This window comes from Pseudomonas sp. NBRC 111140, assembly GCF_001320885.1.
Taxonomy (GTDB): domain Bacteria; phylum Pseudomonadota; class Gammaproteobacteria; order Pseudomonadales; family Pseudomonadaceae; genus Aquipseudomonas; species Aquipseudomonas putida_P.
Window position 1 is genome coordinate 51,484 of the sequence record NZ_BCBQ01000026.1, and the last position, 17,757, is coordinate 69,240.

15 protein-coding genes are annotated in these 17,757 nt (G+C 62.5%); 7 read left to right on the plus strand and 8 right to left on the minus strand.

The annotated features are described in order from the left end of the window. Nucleotides 1-3 precede the first annotated feature (3 nt). Nucleotides 4-3,084, minus strand: coding sequence for a MexW/MexI family multidrug efflux RND transporter permease subunit (locus tag APH42_RS11120; RefSeq protein WP_012271252.1), 3,081 nt, complete (start codon nt 3,082-3,084; stop codon nt 4-6). Next, nucleotides 3,081-4,178 (minus strand): efflux RND transporter periplasmic adaptor subunit, encoded by a 1,098-nt coding sequence (locus tag APH42_RS11125; protein WP_012271251.1) that lies wholly within the window; start codon nt 4,176-4,178, stop codon nt 3,081-3,083. Before APH42_RS11125 ends, APH42_RS11120 begins: the two co-directional genes overlap by 4 nt. An 84-nt stretch (nt 4,179-4,262) precedes the next feature. On the opposite strand from APH42_RS11125, the gene soxR reads away from it, so the two are divergent. Together soxR and APH42_RS11135 are read left to right on the plus strand one after the other, a co-directional pair. Next, on the plus strand, nt 4,263-4,718 hold the full coding sequence (soxR, locus tag APH42_RS11130) for a redox-sensitive transcriptional activator SoxR (protein WP_012271250.1): 456 nt from the start codon (nt 4,263-4,265) through the stop codon (nt 4,716-4,718). 259 nt (nt 4,719-4,977) lie between these two features. Next, nucleotides 4,978-5,226: a CsbD family protein gene (locus APH42_RS11135; protein ID WP_012271249.1), complete on the plus strand. Its 249-nt coding sequence runs from the start codon at nt 4,978-4,980 to the stop codon at nt 5,224-5,226. 52 nt (nt 5,227-5,278) lie between these two features. Here the strand turns inward: APH42_RS11135 and APH42_RS11140 are convergent, their stop codons facing one another. The 4 genes from APH42_RS11140 to APH42_RS11155 all read right to left on the minus strand — a co-directional run bounded on the left by APH42_RS11140 (nt 5,279) and on the right by APH42_RS11155 (nt 10,497). Further along, nucleotides 5,279-6,532, minus strand: a complete 1,254-nt coding sequence (locus tag APH42_RS11140) for an OprD family porin (protein ID WP_060493292.1) — start codon at nt 6,530-6,532, stop codon at nt 5,279-5,281. A 67-nt stretch (nt 6,533-6,599) separates the two neighbouring features. Then, nucleotides 6,600-7,904 carry a CitMHS family transporter gene (locus APH42_RS11145; RefSeq protein ID WP_060493293.1) on the minus strand — a complete coding sequence of 435 codons (1,305 nt, stop codon included), beginning with the start codon at nt 7,902-7,904 and terminating at the stop codon, nt 6,600-6,602. Nucleotides 7,905-8,027: 123 nt separating this feature from the next. Beyond that, complete coding sequence (locus APH42_RS11150; RefSeq protein WP_060493294.1) at nt 8,028-9,344, minus strand: dicarboxylate/amino acid:cation symporter; 1,317 nt, start codon at nt 9,342-9,344, stop codon at nt 8,028-8,030. A gap of 73 nt (nt 9,345-9,417) precedes the next feature. Further along, the gene (locus APH42_RS11155; protein WP_081337058.1) at nt 9,418-10,497 is read right to left on the minus strand and encodes a 4-oxalomesaconate tautomerase; all 1,080 of its coding nucleotides are present in this window, start codon (nt 10,495-10,497) and stop codon (nt 9,418-9,420) included. A 147-nt stretch (nt 10,498-10,644) separates the two neighbouring features. Between APH42_RS11155 and APH42_RS11160 the strand changes: the two genes are divergently transcribed. Next, on the plus strand, nt 10,645-11,538 hold the full coding sequence (locus tag APH42_RS11160; protein ID WP_012271244.1) for a LysR family transcriptional regulator: 894 nt from the start codon (nt 10,645-10,647) through the stop codon (nt 11,536-11,538). 103 nt (nt 11,539-11,641) lie between these two features. Here APH42_RS11160 and APH42_RS11165 read toward each other — a convergent pair whose 3' ends face one another. Beyond that, nucleotides 11,642-11,938 (minus strand): DUF3144 domain-containing protein, encoded by a 297-nt coding sequence (locus APH42_RS11165; RefSeq protein WP_012271243.1) that lies wholly within the window; start codon nt 11,936-11,938, stop codon nt 11,642-11,644. 396 nt (nt 11,939-12,334) lie between these two features. On the opposite strand from APH42_RS11165, the gene mtlD reads away from it, so the two are divergent. Further along, on the plus strand, nt 12,335-14,479 hold the full coding sequence (gene mtlD / locus APH42_RS11170) for a bifunctional mannitol-1-phosphate dehydrogenase/phosphatase (RefSeq protein WP_060493296.1): 2,145 nt from the start codon (nt 12,335-12,337) through the stop codon (nt 14,477-14,479). A gap of 102 nt (nt 14,480-14,581) precedes the next feature. Here mtlD and APH42_RS11175 read toward each other — a convergent pair whose 3' ends face one another. Further along, nucleotides 14,582-15,055: a GNAT family N-acetyltransferase gene (locus tag APH42_RS11175; protein ID WP_012271241.1), complete on the minus strand. Its 474-nt coding sequence runs from the start codon at nt 15,053-15,055 to the stop codon at nt 14,582-14,584. A 183-nt stretch (nt 15,056-15,238) separates the two neighbouring features. Between APH42_RS11175 and APH42_RS11180 the strand changes: the two genes are divergently transcribed. From APH42_RS11180 to APH42_RS11190, 3 genes are all read left to right on the plus strand, one after another. Beyond that, nucleotides 15,239-16,021, plus strand: coding sequence for an aldolase (locus APH42_RS11180; RefSeq protein ID WP_012271240.1), 783 nt, complete (start codon nt 15,239-15,241; stop codon nt 16,019-16,021). Between the two features lie 44 nt (nt 16,022-16,065). Next, on the plus strand, nt 16,066-16,953 hold the full coding sequence (locus APH42_RS11185) for a dihydrodipicolinate synthase family protein (protein WP_012271239.1): 888 nt from the start codon (nt 16,066-16,068) through the stop codon (nt 16,951-16,953). Between the two features lie 76 nt (nt 16,954-17,029). Then, the coding region (locus APH42_RS11190) for a benzoate/H(+) symporter BenE family transporter (RefSeq protein WP_156352755.1) at nt 17,030-17,757 on the plus strand (728 nt) is incomplete at its 3' end.

Below are 17,757 nucleotides of genomic sequence, written 5' to 3' on the forward strand. Positions count from 1 at the left end.
GCTTCACATACCCAGAACGCGTTCAGCCTCCAGCAACTGCTGCGCCCGCCCCGTGGTCACCCGATGATCTCGCGCCAACCACCCATAGATCGTCGGCAACACGAACAAGGTAAACAACGTACCCACCAGCATCCCGCACACAATCACCACCCCCAGCCCGAAGCGGCTATTGGCCCCGGCGCCACTGGCGAACAGCAGTGGCAGCACGCCAAAGGTCATCGCCGCCGTGGTCATCAGCACCGGCCGCAAGCGTATCTGCGCAGCTCGGACAATGGCGGCAGCACGATCAAGGTTGTCGCGCACCTGGATCTCGTTGGCGAACTCCACCATCAGGATGCCGTGCTTGCTGATCAGGCCGATCAGCGTCACCAGGCCAATCTGCGTGTAGATGTTCAACGTGGCCCAGCCCAGCGCCAGCGGCAGCAGTGCGCCGCAGATCGACAGCGGCACGGTCACCAGAATGATCAACGGGTCGACCAGGCTTTCGTACTGCGCTGCCAGCACCAGGTAGATCACCACCAAGGCAGCGAGAAACGCCCACATCAAGGCAAAACCCTCCTGCACATACTGGCGCGACTCCGATTGCCAATCGTGGCTGAAGCCCGGCGGCAGTTCGGTGGTGAGCTGTTCGAGAAATGCCACGGCGTTGCCCATCGACACTCCTGGCGCCGGGATCGCCTGCAGGGTACTGGCGTTCTGCTGATCGAACTGCAATAGGCGGTTGGGCGCCACCTCGATATCCAGGTGCACCACCGTAGCCAACGGCACCAGGCTGCCATTTTCGGCGCGCACGTATTGACGATTGAGCGCCGCAGGCGTCAGGCGCTGGTCCTGAATACTCTGCGGGATCACGTCATAGGACCGCCCGAACAGGGCGAAACGGTTGAGGTACTGCTCGCCCACCAGCACCCCCAGCGACTCGCCAATGGCCTGCATGCTGATGCCCAGGCTAGCCGCCTTGGCGCGGTCGACGCGCACCTTGACCACTGGGTTGTTGTAGTCGAGGTCGCTGTCCACCACGGCAAACAGCCCGCTGTCGCGGGCGCGCTGCTTGAGCACCTCCATGGTCTGGTACAGCTCGGGGTAATCCTGGGCACTGCGCAGCACCATCTGCACCGGCAGGCCGCCACTGGAACCCGGCAGCGAAGCGACCTGGAAGGCGAAGATGCTGCTGCCTTCGATATCCGCCACTGCCTGCTGCAACTGTGCCTGCACCTGCGCGGCAGAACGCTCGCGCACCTGCCAGGCGCTGAGGTTGATGCCACCAAAACTGGCGGCCGGGCCGTCGGTGCCGTTGATGATCCAGGTGTCGGTGGTTTCGCCGATGGACTTCATCACCTCGTCCAGTTTCAGCGCAAAGTGCTCCACATATTCCAAGCTGGCATGCTGCGGCGACTTGATGGCGGTCAGCACCGCCGCCTGGTCCTCGGCCGGGGCCAGCTCACGCTGGGGCAGCAGGTACAGCCAGGGCAGGCTCAGGCACACCAGCAGCGCCACGCCGCCACTGATCCAGCGATGTGTCAGGGTGTAGGCCAGCACCCGTCCATAGGCGCCAGTCAACCCAGCGAACAACCGATCGGCCATGTTGGCCATCGCGCCATGCTGCTGTCCGGGTTGCAATAGCAACGAGCTCATTACCGGCGACAACGTCAGCGCCACGATGCCCGAAACGATCACCGCTCCCGCCAAGGTCAGGGCAAATTCGCGGAACAGCGTGCCGGTCAGCCCGCCCATCAGCCCGATCGGCGCATACACCGCCGCCAGGGTCAGGGTCATCGCGATCACCGGCCCGGCGATTTCCCGTGCCCCGATCAATGCCGCAGCGACCGGTGACCTGCCCTCTTCGATATGCCGGTGCACGTTCTCCACCACCACGATGGCATCGTCCACCACCAAGCCGATGGCCAACACCATCGCCAGCAACGTCAGCAGGTTGAGGCTGAAGCCGAACAGCAACATCAGGCCCGCGGCACCGAGCATCGACAGTGGGATGGCAACCACCGCAATCAGCACGCTGCGCAGCGACCCCAGGCACAGCCAGATCACCAGCACCACGATCAGCATCGCCTCCACCAAGGTGCGCAGTACTTCATGGATCGAAGCGTCGATGAAACGTGCGGTCTCGTAGGCCAGCGCCACATGCACACCGGGTGGCAGGGTCTGCTGAATCTGCGGCAACAGTTGGCGAATACCCTCGACGATCACCAGTGGGTTGCCGGTCGGCGTGGGGAACAGCCCCAGGTGCACGGCAGGCCTGCCATCCATGGTGGCGCTGGTCTGGGTGGCCGCCGCATTCAGCTCGACGGTGCCGACATCGCGCAGGCGTACCAAATCGGTGCCATCGTTGCGAATGATCAGCTCACGGAAGTCCTCGACCCGGGTCAGGTCGGTGTCCACCTGGATGTCGGCCAGCACGTATTGTCCGCGCACCTGGCCCGGCGTCGCCTGGTAGTTGTTGGCCCGCACCGCCTGCGCCACGTCCGCTGCTGTCACCCCGCGCCCAGCCATCTGTTCACTGTCCAGCCACAGGCGCATGGCCAGGCGCTGCCCGCCAAACGACTGCACCTTGGCCACGCCGTCGATGCCAGAGAACTGCGGTTCCACCACCCGCGACAGGTAATCGCTCAGTTCCGGTATCGACAGGCTGTCGCTGGCAAAGCCCACGTAGGCTACCGCCGTGGAGTCGCCAGCCGAAAGCTCTACCACCGGGTCGTAGGCCTTTTCCGGCAGGCGATAGCGCACCTGGTTGACCTTGGCCATGGTCTCGGCCAGCGCCTGGGTCGAGTCGCGGTTGAGCACCATGCGCAACGTGATCAGGCTGCGCCCCTGTTGCGAGGACGACGAGAGGTAGTCGATGCCCTCGACCGACGACACCGCCTGGGTAATCGGCTGGGTCACAAAACCCTGCATCAGCTCGGCGGAGGCGCCGGGGTACTCGGTACTGATGGTAATGGTCGAGCTTTCCAGCAAGGGGTACTGGCGGATCGGCAATTTGCCCATGGCAAACAGCCCCATCAGGATGATCAGGCTGCTGACCACCAGCGCCAGCACCGGCCGGCGCACGAAGACATCGGTAAACTTCACGACTGCCGCCCTCCCTGGCTGGCCTGCAGGCTGTCCTGCGCCACGGGCTCGACCGGCATGCCGTCACTGAGCTTCAACTGGCCGGAAACCACCACCCGGTCACCGGGCGCCAGGCCGGACGTGACCTCCACCCGCCCTTGCCAGCGCTCACCGGTGGTTACCCGCACCCGGCTGACCCGAGTGCCATGCGCCGGGTCCTGGGTCGCAACGAATACCGTCTGGCCATAAGCGGTGTAGGTGATCGCGGTTTCCGGCACGGCCAGCACGGTCGACGGCTGCGCGGCATCCAGGCGCACGCCAGCGTACATGCCCGGCTGCAACTGCCCGTCCGGGTTCGGCAAGGCTGCCTGCACCTGCACCAGGCGCGCCTTGCTGACCACCGGATCGACCGCCACCACCCGGGCCTGGAAGCCTTGCCCGCGCACTGCGTCCACCGTCAGTGCCAGCACTTGCCCGACGTGCACTTCGGGGGCAGCCTGCTCGCCCAAGGCAAAATTCACATGCAACTGGCTGATGTCAGCCAGGCTGACAATCGCCTCGCCGGCGCCCAGGTATTGGCCCTGATGCACCCGACGGATGCCGAGCTTGCCGGCAAACGGTGCGCGAATGGCCTTCTGCGCGATCAACGCCTCGACATGCTGCAGCTCACCACTGGCCACGTCCACGGCAGTGGCGGCGTTGTCCAGCAGCTCTTGCGACACGGCATTCATCGCCCGCAGCTTGCGGCTGCGCTGCAGCACCACTTCAGCGTTACGCAATTTTGCCCGCAACTGCACCCGCTGGGCCTGCTCCGGCGCGTCGTTGAGCTGCACCAGCAACTGCCCGGCCGTTACCGTCTGCCCCGACTCGAAGGCGATGCGGGTAATACGCCCCGCCGTCTCAGCCGCCACCTGCACCTGGTTGACCGCCTCCAGCTCCCCCGAAGCAAAGTTCTGCCGCGCCAGCTGCACCTGCTCGGCCGTGGCCAAGGCCACCTTGGTCGCCGGCCACGCCGCCGCAGCGGGTGGCGCCGAGCCGCTACCCACCAACGCATAGGCAGCGGCCAGCACACCGGCTACAGCGCCGGCCCAGGCCAATAACGTCCGTTTGTTCATGCAGAGCTCCGATCATGAGGAAAGCGGTTGCGGGGAAGATCGGGCAGGACTATAAGAGCTCAACTTAACTTGAGGTCAACACGCATGGCGGTGGACAACACGCGAATGCTCACAGTGGGTGAAGTGGCCAAACGCAGTGGCGTGGCGGTGTCTGCGCTGCATTTCTACGAAACCAAGGGGCTGATCGCCAGCGTCCGTACGGCGGGCAACCAGCGCCGCTACCCCTCACTGGTGCTGCGTACACTGGCGATTATCAAAGTGGCACAGCGCACCGGTATTCCGCTGGAGGACATCAAGCAGGCATTCAGCCGTTATGCGCCCAACAGCAAGCTTACGGCGGCGCAGTGGGGCGAGATGTCCACGGCCTGGCGCGAAGACCTTAACGCCCGGATTCGCACGCTGGAGGCGTTGCGCGACAGCCTGGACAACTGCATTGGTTGCGGTTGCCTGTCACTGGAGGACTGCCCGCTGCGTAACCCCGAGGATGTGCTGGCCAAGGAAGGTAGCGGGGCGCGAATTCTTGAGAAGAAGGCCCGCTAGCCTCGCCCTCTCAAGCCAGGTGCGATCCCTTGTAGGAGCGGCCTTGTGTCGCGATCGGGCTGCAGGGCAGCCCCGGCAATGTGTGCGTCGTTGCTGAGATCCTGGGGCCGCTTTGCGGCCCGATCGCGACACAAGGCCGCTCCTACAGGGACCGCGTGGCCTGACGGTAATAAGCAATCGTTTGGAACCATTGCGGCCTGCCAACGCCCTAAGCCTGTGCTGTTAACCCTAGCCGCTCACAGGAAGGAACTAAGCCATCATGAAACGCGAACAGATCGAAGGTGTTGCAGAGAACCTTGCAGGCAAGGCGCAGAGCGCTGTCGGCCGGCTGGTCGAAGACCCTTCGCTGGAGGCCGAAGGCGATGCGCGTCAGGCTGCAGGCCAGGTGACCAAGACCTATGGGGATGCCCTGGACACGGTGTCTTCGTTCGTCAAGGAAAAACCTATCGCCGCGCTGGCAATCACCGCCGCTGTCACACTGGTGATTTCTCGCCTACTGCGCCGTTGACCCAGGGCGCAGCAGCCGGTTCAGGGCCGGACATGTGGTCCGGCCTGCACCCTCACCAGATGGCGATATCGTAGGTAAGGTACAAGCGATTGCTGTCGCGCCCGCGGGCAAAATCCGAACGATAGATATAGTTGCGCAGCTTCACACCCAAACCTTTCAGCGGCCCGCCCTGCACCACGTAGGCAAGCTCGGCGTCACGTTCCCACTCCTTGATGCCCTCGGCAGCCGAGCGGCCATTATCGCCACTCAGGTATCGCGCCATGAAGGTCAGGCCCGGCACGCCTGCTGCCGCAAAGTTGTAGGCGTAGCTTGCCATCCAGGTCTTTTCTTCTTCCTCGATGAACTTGCCGATGCCGACGTTGCTGAACGAATACACCGTCGCACCGCTGATGTAAGGCAACCCTGCCTCACCGTCGAGCACCTGGTAGCCGGCACCGAGGGTATGGCCCGAATGGGCATAGGCCATCTGCCCGCTGAACATGTCGTTGTCGATTGCGCCGCCCTGGGCGGCACCGCTGTCGCGGCTCTTGAAATAGCGCAGGTCAGTGCTCAACACACCACCCGCCAGCGGCAGTTCGTGTACCAGGCCGGCGAAGTCCTGCCGGTAGAAGTGCTCGAGCTGGCCATGGAAGTAGCTCAGGCGCAGTTGTTTGCTGACGGCATAATCGGCGCCGGCGAAGTTGAAGTCACCGGACCTGCCGCCCGCGTACCCATCCAGGTACAGGCCGGTGCTGTCCGATGAATCACGCTGTTTGAAGCGGTCCAGGTGGCCCGCTGTCAGTGTCAGCCCGTCGATATCCGTACTGGTCAGCTGGGTACCCTCGTACGTCTGCGGCAACAGCCGCGCGTCGTTGTAGACCAGCACCGGCGTTTTCGGCAGCAAGGTACCGTGCTTGACCACAGTCTGCCCGACGCGGGCCTTGGCCGTTACCCCGGCGCTGGCAAATTCGTCCGCCGCACGGCCGTCGTCATGAACCGGCAGCAGCCCGGTGCCGCTGCGCCCACGGCCAGAGTCCAGCCTGACACCCACCAGCCCGAGGGCGTCCAGCCCCACGCCCAATGCGCCGGGCGTGAATCCGGATTGGTAGTCCAGCAGAAAACCCTGTGCCCACTCCACCCGCTCGCTTTTGGCGCTAGCGGCAGCACGTGCACTCATGCCGTGTTCGTCGCGGAAATTCTCGTTGAAGTAGACGTTGCGTAGTTGAAGCTTGAGCTTGCTGTCATCGACGAAACCGGCAGCGCCGGCAACAGGCAGCCAGCCGCAGAGCAGGCCACACGTGGCCCCACGGAACACAGCACGGGACATGATCGGTACTCTTGTTGTTGTTTTCAGGATGCACAAGGTGCCGGGCGCCGGGCAGCGCCCGTAACGCTCAGACGAAGAAGGACAAGGCCCCTGTGAGCAAAGCCAGTGCAGTGATCACCAGCGAGGTGAGCACGGCCCACTTGAAGGTCGCCTTCTGGAAGTCACCGATGTCGCGGTCGACCATGCCGACCAGCAGCAACGTCGACGCCACCAGCGGGCTCATCAGGTGCACCGGCTGGCCGAGCACCGAGGCGCGGGCAATTTCCAGCGGGTCGATGCCGTAAGCCGCTGCGGCGTTGGCCAGGATCGGCACCACGCCAAAGTAATAGGCGTCGTTGGACAGCACGAAGGTCAGTGGCATGCTGGTCAGCGCCACCACCAACGGGAACCAGTGGCTCCATTCTTCGGGAATCCAGTCCACCAGGGTTTGCGCCAGGGCGTCGACCATCTTGGTACCCGAGAAGATCCCGGCAAAGATACCCGCGGCGAACACCAGCAGCACCACCGTCATGGCGTTGCCCGAATGCGCCAGAATGCGTTCCTTCTGCAGCTCCAGCTGGGGGTAGTTGATCATCAGCGCGGCAACGAAGCCGATCATGAACAGGATGGCGGCATGCATCAGCCCCATCACCAGTGCGGTCATGACGGCGATCACCAGCAACAGGTTCACATAGGCCAGGCGCGGGCGCTTGTACGGGTTGTCGCCGAGGATTTCCTTGATGTAGCAGTTGCCGCCACCGGACTCCAGGGCGATGTTGCCGATGCGGCGGCGTTCGGTGCGCCCCAGCAGGAAGGCCGTGAACACCACCCAGGCTGCACCGCCGATCATGGTCGGCAGCATCGGGATGAAGTACTCGCTGGCGTCCAGACCAAGCGCGGCGATGGCCCGCGTGGCCGGCCCGCCCCAGGGGCTCAGGCCGCTCATGATGCTCAGCGACAGCATCGACACCGTGGCCAGAATCATCGGGTTCATGCCGATACGCTTGTAGAGCGGCAGCATGGCGGCACAGGTGATCATGTAGGTGGTCGTGCCATCGCCGTCCAGTGCCACCAGAAGTGACAGCAGTGCAGTGCCGATGGCGATCTTGACCGGGTCGCCATTTACCCGCTTGAGGATCTTGCGGATCAGCGGGTCGAACAGGCCGGCATCGATCATCAGGCCAAAGAACAGGATGGCAAACAGCAGCAGCGCTGCCGATGGCGCAACCATTTTCAGGCCTTCGAGCATCATCTTGCCCAGTTCGGGGGCAAAGCCGCCGATGACGGCGAACACGATCGGGACAACGGTCAGCGCAACGATAGGCGACAGGCGCTTACTCATGATCAGGTAGGTGAAGGTCACCACCATGATCAGGCCCAGGAGTGCGAGCATGGTCTTTCTCTCTTGTTTTTATTGTGCGTGGCCGCCCGCCGGGCAGGCAGCCTCCAACCCCACTCGGCATCGGTGCGACGCTGAGTGGAATTCTAAGTCAATGTTCAGTAGTGCGAAGGGCGTTCAGCCCTGGCGGTGCGGCTCGGCGGGCCAAGTGACCTGGCCAGGTGTAGCGCAATCCGGCTGTACCGGTTGTTCACCGTTGAGTGTGCGCAGCAGCGTATCCCGCTCACAGGCATTCTCGGACAGCGAGATCACCACGGTGGCCACTGCATTGCTGGCAAGGCTGGTCAGGGCGCGGGCTTCAGACATGAAGCGGTCGACGCCGATCAGCAGCGCCAGGCCGGCCAGAGGGATGTCGTGAATCACAGTCAGGGTCGAGGCCAGGGCGACGAAACCACTGCCTGTCACCCCGGCGGCGCCTTTGGACGACAGCAACATGATCGCCAGCATGGTCAGCGTCTGTCCCAGGGTGATGTCGATGTTGCAGGCCTGGGCGATGAAGATGGCCGCCAGCGACAGGTAGATGGCTGTGCCGTCGAGGTTGAACGAGTAACCGGTTGGCAACACCAGGCCTACCACACCTTTCTTGCAGCCCAGCTTTTCGAGCTTTTCCAGCATGCGCGGCAGCACCGGCTCGGTGGACGAAGTACCCAGCACCACCAGGAATTCCTCGCGAAAATAGCGCAGCAGTTTCCACAGGCTGAAACCATGGGCACGGCAGATGCCACCCAGTACGACCAGTACGAAGAACGCACAGGCGATGTACAGCGTACCCACCAGCTTGGCCAGGGCACCGAGCGAGGTGATGCCGTACTGCCCGACGGTAAAAGCCAGCGCACCAAAGGCACCCACCGGCGCAAAGCGCATCAGGTAGCCAAAAATGCGGAACACCATGGTCGAGGCAGACTCCAGCACATCCAGCACTGGCTTGCCCTTGTCCCCCATCGACGACAGGGCGAAGCCGCTGAGCACGGCAATGAACAGCACCGGCAACACTTCACCCTTGTTGAAGGCACCGATGAAGGTATCGGGAATGATGTGCATGAAGAAGTCGACCACGCCCAGCTTGGCTGCCGACGCGGTGTACTGGCTGAGGCCTTCGGTGCTGAGGGTGGCGGGGTCGATGTTCATGCCCACACCCGGTTTGAACAGGTAAACCGCCGCCAGGCCAATCACCAGGCTCACCACCGTCAGGCCCAGGAACAACAGCAACGTCTTGCTCATCAGGCGCCCCAGCGAGCGCTTGTCGGTCATCCCGGCTATGCCGGTGACAATGGTGCAGAACACCACCGGGGCGATCATCATCTTGATCAGCTTGATGAAGGCGTCGCCCAAGGGCTTGAGCGCAACGGCCTGTTGCGCCCAGAAGTGGCCGACCAATACGCCCAGCAGGACGGCGCAAAGGATCTGGAAATACAGCGATTTGGCGAGTTTCATGGGGCATCACCATTGTTGAAATTGTGCGGATGCGCTTGGTGCATGTATGAAGCAGGCGGCATGCCGCCTTTGACTACCCTGCCAGCCTGCGCAAGGTAGGGGCGTAGACAAAGCCTGAGAAGAGCCGTCGAGCGGTTCGTACCACCGAAACCTGGGTTGTCTTGCCGTCGGCAGCACTGCGCGACAGCGCCACATCGATACCGCCGCTCGGGTGCTCCAGGCGCACGTCGGTCAACTGCCGGGCACCCTCGCCAAGCAGGTCGCCGATTACCGTACCGGGGCTGACGCAGGCAGTCGCCAGCCCTACCGCCCCGGTGATGGCCAACGCACGGTGACAGTTGTGCGGCATGAAGTAACGCACCTGCAATGTGCCGTCGTAGCGTGGCGCAGACACCAGCACCGGCTTGGGGATTACCATGCCACTGACGTCGCCAAGGCCCATGGCCTTGCCAGCTTTCAGGCGCAGTGCTTCAAGGCGCTTGAGCAGTTTTTCGTTGGCGTCGAGTTCTGCAGGGGTTTCCGATCCGGTCACCCCCAGTTGACTGGCCTGCACGACCATCATGGGCATGGCCATGTCGATGCAGGTTACCGGTACGCCATCGATCACATCCGTGGCCTTGCCGGTGGGGAACAGCTTGCCGGTCTTGCTGCCCACGGCATCGAGAAAGGTCAGGTGCACCGGGGCGGCAGTGCCCGGTACGCCATCGATTGCCGTGCGGCCTTCGTAGCGCACGATACCGCCGGGGGTTTCCACCAGCGAATTGACCAAGGTACCGGTGTTCAGGTTACGGATGCGGACCAAGGTCTTGCCATCCTGCCCTTTGACCAGGCCTTGCTCGATGGCGAACGGGCCCACGGCGCACAGCATGTTGCCGCAATTGGGCGCGGTGTCGACACGGCGCTGGGCAACCATCACCTGAACGAACAGGTAATCGACATCAGCCTCGGGGTGCAACGAAGGGCTGACGATCGCCACCTTGCTGGTTTGCGGGCTGCCGCCACCGATGCCATCGATTTCCAGCTCATGGCCAGAGCCCATCAGGTTGATCAGCAACTCGTCACGTTCGACCACATTGGCAGGCAGGTCCCAGGCGTGGAAGAACGGCCCTTTCGAGGTACCACCGCGCATGAGTACGCAAGGAATACGTTGCATGATTTTGCACTCTTGTTGATCAATGGACATCATTGATGCTGTGAGCAAAAGAGTGACAGGCCTGGATAAATCAATCCAATGCAAATATCGTAGTCATTATTGCGATTCAAACATCAATCAAACACGGCGACAGTAGCGGGTTTTCTTATGGAATATGAGCTGCAAGACATCAGATCTTTCGTGAAAATCGCCGAACTCGGCAGTTTCCACGAAGCCGCCGAAGCACTTCACCTTTCCCAGCCGGCCTTGAGCCGGCGGATCAAGAAGCTGGAGGAAGGCCTGGGCACCTCGCTACTGGAGCGCACCACCCGCCGGGTCAGCCTGACCAGCGTGGGCCGCGACTTCCTGCCCAAGGCCAGGCGCCTGCTGGATGATTTTGAAGACTCGATCCTCAGCATTCGCGAGCTGGCCGAGCGCCAGACCGGCCAGGTTACCCTTGCTTGCATCCCCACCGCAGCGTTCTACTTCCTGCCGTCGGTGATCCGCGATTACAACGAGCAATACCCGAAAATCCGCATTCGCCTGCTGGACCTTAGCGCCAACGACGGGCTCGAAGCCGTGCTGCGCGGCGAGGCCGATTTCGGCATCAACATGATGAGCGGCCAGCACCCGGACATCGAGTTTGTCACACTGGTGCAAGAGCACTTTGTGCTGGCCTGCAGGCGCGACCACCCACTGGCGAACCGGGCCTCCGTTACCTGGACGGAACTGGCTGACTACCGCCTGATCGGCGTCGGCCGCCTGAGCGGCAACCGCATGCTACTGGACCACGCGTTGTCCGGGCTCAACCTGCGACCCAAATGGTTCTACGAAGTGCAACACCTGTCCACGTCGCTGGGCATGGTCGAGGCCGGGCTGGGTGTGTCCGCCATGCCCAGCCTGGCCATGCCCGACGCCGACCACCCGACGCTGGTCAGCGTGCCGCTGATCGAGCCGCAGGTTAGCCGCACGCTGGGGTTGGTATACCGGCGCGGCGCATCGTTGTCGCCTGCGGCGGAGAAGTTCGTTTCGATCTTGCTGGAGAAATGGACCAATCGCTGAGGCTTGGCCCACCCTGCCGCTGCCTCATCTGTGACCACCCACAGGTTCCGCGTTGAGTGCAGGGATACGCTATCCCTGTGGGAGCAGGCATGCCCACGCAGCCTCAGTCGTTCTTGCCCAGCATGTACTGGTCAAAATGCTCGATATGCTCGTCAAGGTTGTCCTCGAGCATCATCCGGTACTGCTCACAGAAGTACTTCAGAATCTCTTCCCGCGCGGCGCCAAGCTCGGCGCCGCTCTTGAAGCTGCGGGCGCTCATCCAGGCGCTGAAGCGGGCGGCACCGAAGGTCAGCGAGGCGCTTACCTTGCCCAGGTCTTCGAACTTTTCGATCTGCTGGTTCGCCAGTTCGATGTGCGCATCGGCACGGTCATAAAAAGCCTGGTCGGTAGCTTGGGTCATTGCGGTTCACCTTGTTGCGGGATTGGAGCGGGAGGCCAAGCCTTGCATGTCGCGGCGCATACGTGCAAGGCTGAAAAAGGATCACCCATGACGAAAAAGGAAGCAAACCACCTTATGCTTGGAATCACACGTATCCATCGCTATTTGCGCCCACTGCCTGCAAAACCGACTGCAGCCAGTGGGCGTGACCTCAAGGCCAAACGCGCCGCCCGCCTCGCTTCAACGGTTGCAAACCTCCTCTGCACTCCCCGCTCTGCCCCGCCTTATCTCTGTGTCACGCCTGAGCGTGCACCTGACAAACGCGTGCCCCCGACCTGACTGCCGACGCTGCAGTTCACACGCCGTACTCGCTTGCTACAGGCGAGATGTCCGACGCACCCACGGGGGCAACACTCGATGCTTTTCTTCCAAGGTAAACAGATTCTCAGCGCCATCTTCGATATGGATGGCACCCTCTTCGACACCGAACGCTTGCGCTTCAAGACACTCAAGCAAGCCTCTCTTGAAATCTTCGGCAAAGCGCTTAGCGAGGACACTTTGATCGGCTCGCTGGGTTTGAGCGCGAAAAAAGCCGAGGCCCTGGCCAAGGCGCATAACGGTGAAGACTTCCCATACACCGAGATCCGCAAACGCGCGGATGAACTTGAGCTGGCGTACGTGCGCAATCACGGCGTACCGATCAAGGCCGGCCTGCTGGAGGTACTGGAACGCCTGCGCAAATCGGGCTTGACCATGGCGGTGGCCACGTCCAGTCGCCGTGCCATTGCCGAGGAATACCTGATCAACGCCAACGTGCTGAAGTACTTCGACATCACCGTCTGTGGCGATGAAGTCAGCCAGGGCAAACCCCACCCCGAGATTTTCCTGAAAGCTGCCCGCGCGCTCAATTGCGAGCCTGGCCAATGCTTCATGGTCGAAGATTCGGAGAACGGCATGCTGTCGGCCATCCGTGCTGAAGGCCAGGCGATACTGATCGAGGACATCAAACCGCCTGCCCCAGAAATCAAGGCGGCCGCGCTCAAGGCCTACCGCAGCATGACCGAGTTCCTGGCCGACTTGAGCGAGTGCGTTCCCGACCTGGGCATGCCCGAACTGAACGAAAGCTTCCCGGCCTCCATGAACCAGTTCCGCGTGGGCATTCATGGTTTCGGCGCCATCGGGGGTGGCTACCTGACGCAGGTCTTTTCCCATTGGGATGGCTACACCCGGCCTTGTGAAATCATCGCCGCGACGCGCTCGCGCATGCTGCGCGAAAGCGTCAATGCCTTCGGCCGCTACAGCGTGCGCTATGGGGCTACATCGTTCGACCAGACCATCGACAACGTGCGCATGATCGACCTGGACGATGACGACGCGGTAATCGGCATGTACACCACGGCCGAAATCATCGGCCTGAGCCTGCCCGAGCAGGCCATACGCAACCAGGCGAAGGTGATTGCCAAAGGGCTGCTGCAACGTTTCGAACGACGTGGCCGTGAGCTTACGTTGCTGATCGTGCTTAACAAGGTGGGCGGCGCCGCGTTCGTGCGCCGCCATGTGCAAGCGGAGTTGGCCTTGCTGTGCCCGCCAGCCATCGGCAAGCAAGTGCTGGAAAAGACCCATTTCGCCGAAACGGTGGTCAGCCGCATCGTCTCCAAGCTCAGCAACGACGCACTGGTGCGGCAACTGCGCATCAAGTCGCAGATGTTCCAGAACAGCCTGGAAGACGAGCCGGCAGTTGCCACAAAGGCATCGACGCCAGTGCCTGAATACGAACGCCTGATCGGGCGCTTCAGGCCCTTTGCCCAGCCCAGCAGCGCAATGAGCCAGCTGCACCTGATCCTGTTCAACAGCGAGCCCGACATGCCGCTGTATGTAGAGCACGGCAGCGACCTGCTCGAACGCCTGCGCCAGGTGAAGACGGTGCCTGACATTGCCCAGATCCAGGTCATCAAGAACCGCCTGTGGAACGGCCCGCACGCCATCGTTGCCTGGTACGCCAGCCTGCTGGGCCATGACTCGGTAGGCCAAGGCATGGGCGACGCGCGCGTATGCGAGCTGGCCGAGCGCCTGATTCGCCAGGAAGTCGGCCCCGCACTGGTGGCGGAGTACCCGCAAATGGCAGAGGTGGTCAGCCGTTTTGCCGATACCTTCCTGGAGCGCTGTAAAACCTCGTTCAAAGACCCTTGCGCCCGGGTGGGACGCGACCCGTTGCGCAAGCTACAACGCAACGAACGCATCCTCAGCAGCATCGACCTTGCCCGCAAGCAGGGTATTGAAACCCCGGCGCTGGCCTTTGGCGCCGCCCTGGCCATTCACCATGCCCTGCGCTGCAAGGACGACAAAGCGCTGGAGGCCCAGGCCATCAGGCAGGTTTACAGGGACAACGGCGCCAGTGTCGAGGCTGTGCTTACCCATGACGTTGACTGTAATGGCAAGCGTTTTCCTGGGCTGGACCCGATCACGGACGCGCAGCTGATCAGCGCCATTTCAGACGCTTTCCGGCAGTACCCGCAAAGGGATGTAGCAAACCGACTGGACGACCTTTGCATAGGCGCTTGAACCATTGACGCCGCAGCAACGGGCTATGCCCTGTAGGTGCGGGTTCACCTGCGAAGTATCCAACGTGGCAGATGACACCGGCTTTGCCGGTGTTTTCGCGCATCAGGGCCTTATCTTTACAAAAACAAGCTCTGGGTCACCTTCGTCCAAGTTTTCAACCTGACCACTGCCGATAAAACCGCACTTTGCAAGCAGCGCCTGCATCGGCAGGTTCGACGCGTTGGTCGAGGTGAACAACTTGGTCCCAAAGGACCGGGATTCCAGCCCACGCAGAATGGCTGCGCCTACGCCACGGCGACGCGCCGAATCCCCTACCACCACCAGCGCAATGAAGTCCTGCCCGAAAAACGACTTGTCCAGTACGCCATAACCCAAGAGCACCGCAGTGTTGGCAGCGTCCGTTGCCGCCCAGCAATGGCCGCAGGCTACCGAGTGGGCAATGAATGCCCGCCGGCTTTCTTCGCGCTGCGCAATAACATCCAACGCAAAGAGTGCATCGAGGTCGGCTTCGCAAGCGAGCCGCACGTGTAAATCCAGAAACATGCTTAGACCGTATCGAGGGTTGGATCTGCTCATGGTACTCGCCTGCCACGACCGGTTCATGGTTATGAGGGCAGCAAGCTTGCGAGCATGAGGTTGCAAAGCTGTCACGCGGAGGTGTCACGCAAAGCTTGAAAATGACACAAGGTGTCATTAAGATCGCCAAGTGTCCTGGAAACACCCCTGGTCACTTAGCCTTTCATCAAGCAGGTACCGCCCATGACGACCACCATGCACACCCCCAAGGACCAGTTGGTCAAACTCGCCCAGCAGCAGATGCTGACGGCGCTGGCCGACAACACCTACACCGCCCGGCAAAAACTTGCCCTCACCTGCCGCATCCTCTTCGACGGCGGCCACGACTCTGGCCTGGCCGGGCAGATCACCGCGCGCGCCCAGGAACCTGGCACTTATTACACCCAACAACTGGGCCTGGGCTTCGACGAAATTGCCGCCTCCAACCTGCTGGTGGTGGACGAAGACCTCACCGTGCTGCAAGGCCGTGGCATGGCCAACCCGGCCAACCGCTTCCACAGCTGGCTGTACCGCGCCCGCCCCGACGTCAACTGCATCATCCACACCCACCCGCTGCACAGCGCGGCCCTGTCGATGCTGGAAGTGCCGCTGGCCATCTCGCACATGGACCTGTGCCCGTTGTTCGACGACTGCGCATTCCTCAAGGAGTGGCCCGGCGTGCCGGTGGGCAACGAAGAAGGCGAAATCATCGCGAAGGCGATTGGCGATAAGCGCGCGATCCTGCTTTCTCACCACGGTTTGCTGATTGCCGGTGGTTCGATCGAAGAAGCCTGCGTGCTCGCCCTGCTGTTCGAGCGCGCGGCAAAGATGCAACTGCTGGCCATGGGCGCCGGTGACATCCGCCCCATCCCCGAAGCACTGGGCAAAGAAGCCCACGACTGGATCTCCACCCCCAAACGTCATGGTGCCGCGTTCAGCTACTATGCGCGCCGTGCCTTGCGTGCCCATGGCGACTGCCTGGGCTGATCGAAGCTGTACTCTTTCCTCAACAACGGCAAAGGTGCCTGGTCATGTCTACTTCTGTAATTCGCGGCGTCATCGGCTACACCATCACTCCCTTCACCGCAGACGGCACACTCGACCTGGATGCCCTGGGCATGTCCATCGATAGCCTGATCGCAGGCGGTGTGCATGCCATCGCACCGCTGGGCAGCACCGGCGAAGGGGCCTACTTGTCCGACAGCGAATGGGAAACCGTGGTGCGCTTCAGCCAGGCACGCATTGCCGGGCGCGTGCCCAGCGTGGTCAGCGTGTCCGACCTGACCACCGCGCGCACCGTGCAGCGCGCCCGCCTGGCACAGGCCTGCGGCGCTACCGCTGTGATGGTGCTGCCCATCTCGTACTGGAAACTCACCGAAGCGGAAGTGATTGCCCACTACAAAGCAGTCGGCGCGGCCATCGACATCCCGATCATGCTCTACAACAACCCGGGCACCAGCGGCACCGACCTGTCGGTGGAACTGATCCTGCGCATCCTTGGCGAAGTACCCAATGTGACCATGGTCAAGGAAAGCACCGGCGACATTCAGCGCATGCACCGCCTGTTCAAAGCCACCGATGGGCAGGTGGCGTTCTACAACGGTTGCAACCCGCTCACCCTGGAAGCCCTGGTGGCCGGCGCAACGGGTTGGTGTACCGCCGCGCCCAACCTGATCCCGGCACTGAACCTGGCGCTGTGGGACGCCGTACAGCACGGTGAGCTGGCCGAAGCCCGCACGCTGTTCTACCGCCAGTACGAGCTGCTGGAGTACATCACCCGCCGTGGCCTGCCCACCACCATCAAGGCCGGCCTGAAAATGCTCGGCCAGGATGTCGGCGCGCCGCGCCTGCCCCTGCAACCGCTGGATGGACAGGGCAGCACTTACCTGAAAAGCCTGCTGGTAGCGCTGGCCAACTGACCCTCAAACCTGCCCGGCAGCCAGTCGCTGACGGGCAGCGTACTTCTGCAGCACCTGACCATTACCAGAGGCCATCATGGACGCGCCTGCACAAAGCTCTGCAACCCCGTTAAAGCTGACAGACATCCTTCACCCGGTGATAGCCGGGTTCGTTTCGGTCATCGTCAACTACGGCGGTACATTCATCCTGGTGTTCCAGGCGGCCAAAGTGGCCGGGCTGAGCCCGGAACTGACGTCATCGTGGGTCTGGGCAGTGTCGATCGGCGTCGGCCTCAGCGGCCTGGCGCTATCCTGGTACAGCCGCGAACCGGTCATCACGGCCTGGTCCACGCCAGCCGCCGCATTCCTGGTCACCGCCCTGGCCAATGTGCCTTATAGCGAGGCCGTAGGTGCGTACCTGCTGTCAGCCGCAGGCTTCGTGGTGCTGGGGCTGAGCGGGTGGTTCGAGCGCCTGGTCCGGGTCGTTCCGGGCGGCATTGCCGCCGGCCTGCTGGCGGGCATCCTGTTGCAGTTCGGCATTGGCGCCTTCGCCAGCCTGTCGGTCGACCCCGCCCTGGCCGGGCTGCTGATTGCAGCCTATGTGGCATTCAAGCGCTTCACCGCCCGTTACGCCGTGGTCGCCATTCTGTTACTGGGCCTGGGCTACCTGTTGCTACAGGGGCAAGTGGGCCTGACAACCTTACGGCTGGAGTTCGCCTCACCGGTGTTCACCGCACCCACGTTCTCCGTCAATGCCGCCCTCAGCGTGGCCCTGCCACTGTTCCTGATCACCCTCACGGGGCAGTACATGCCTGGCATGCTGGT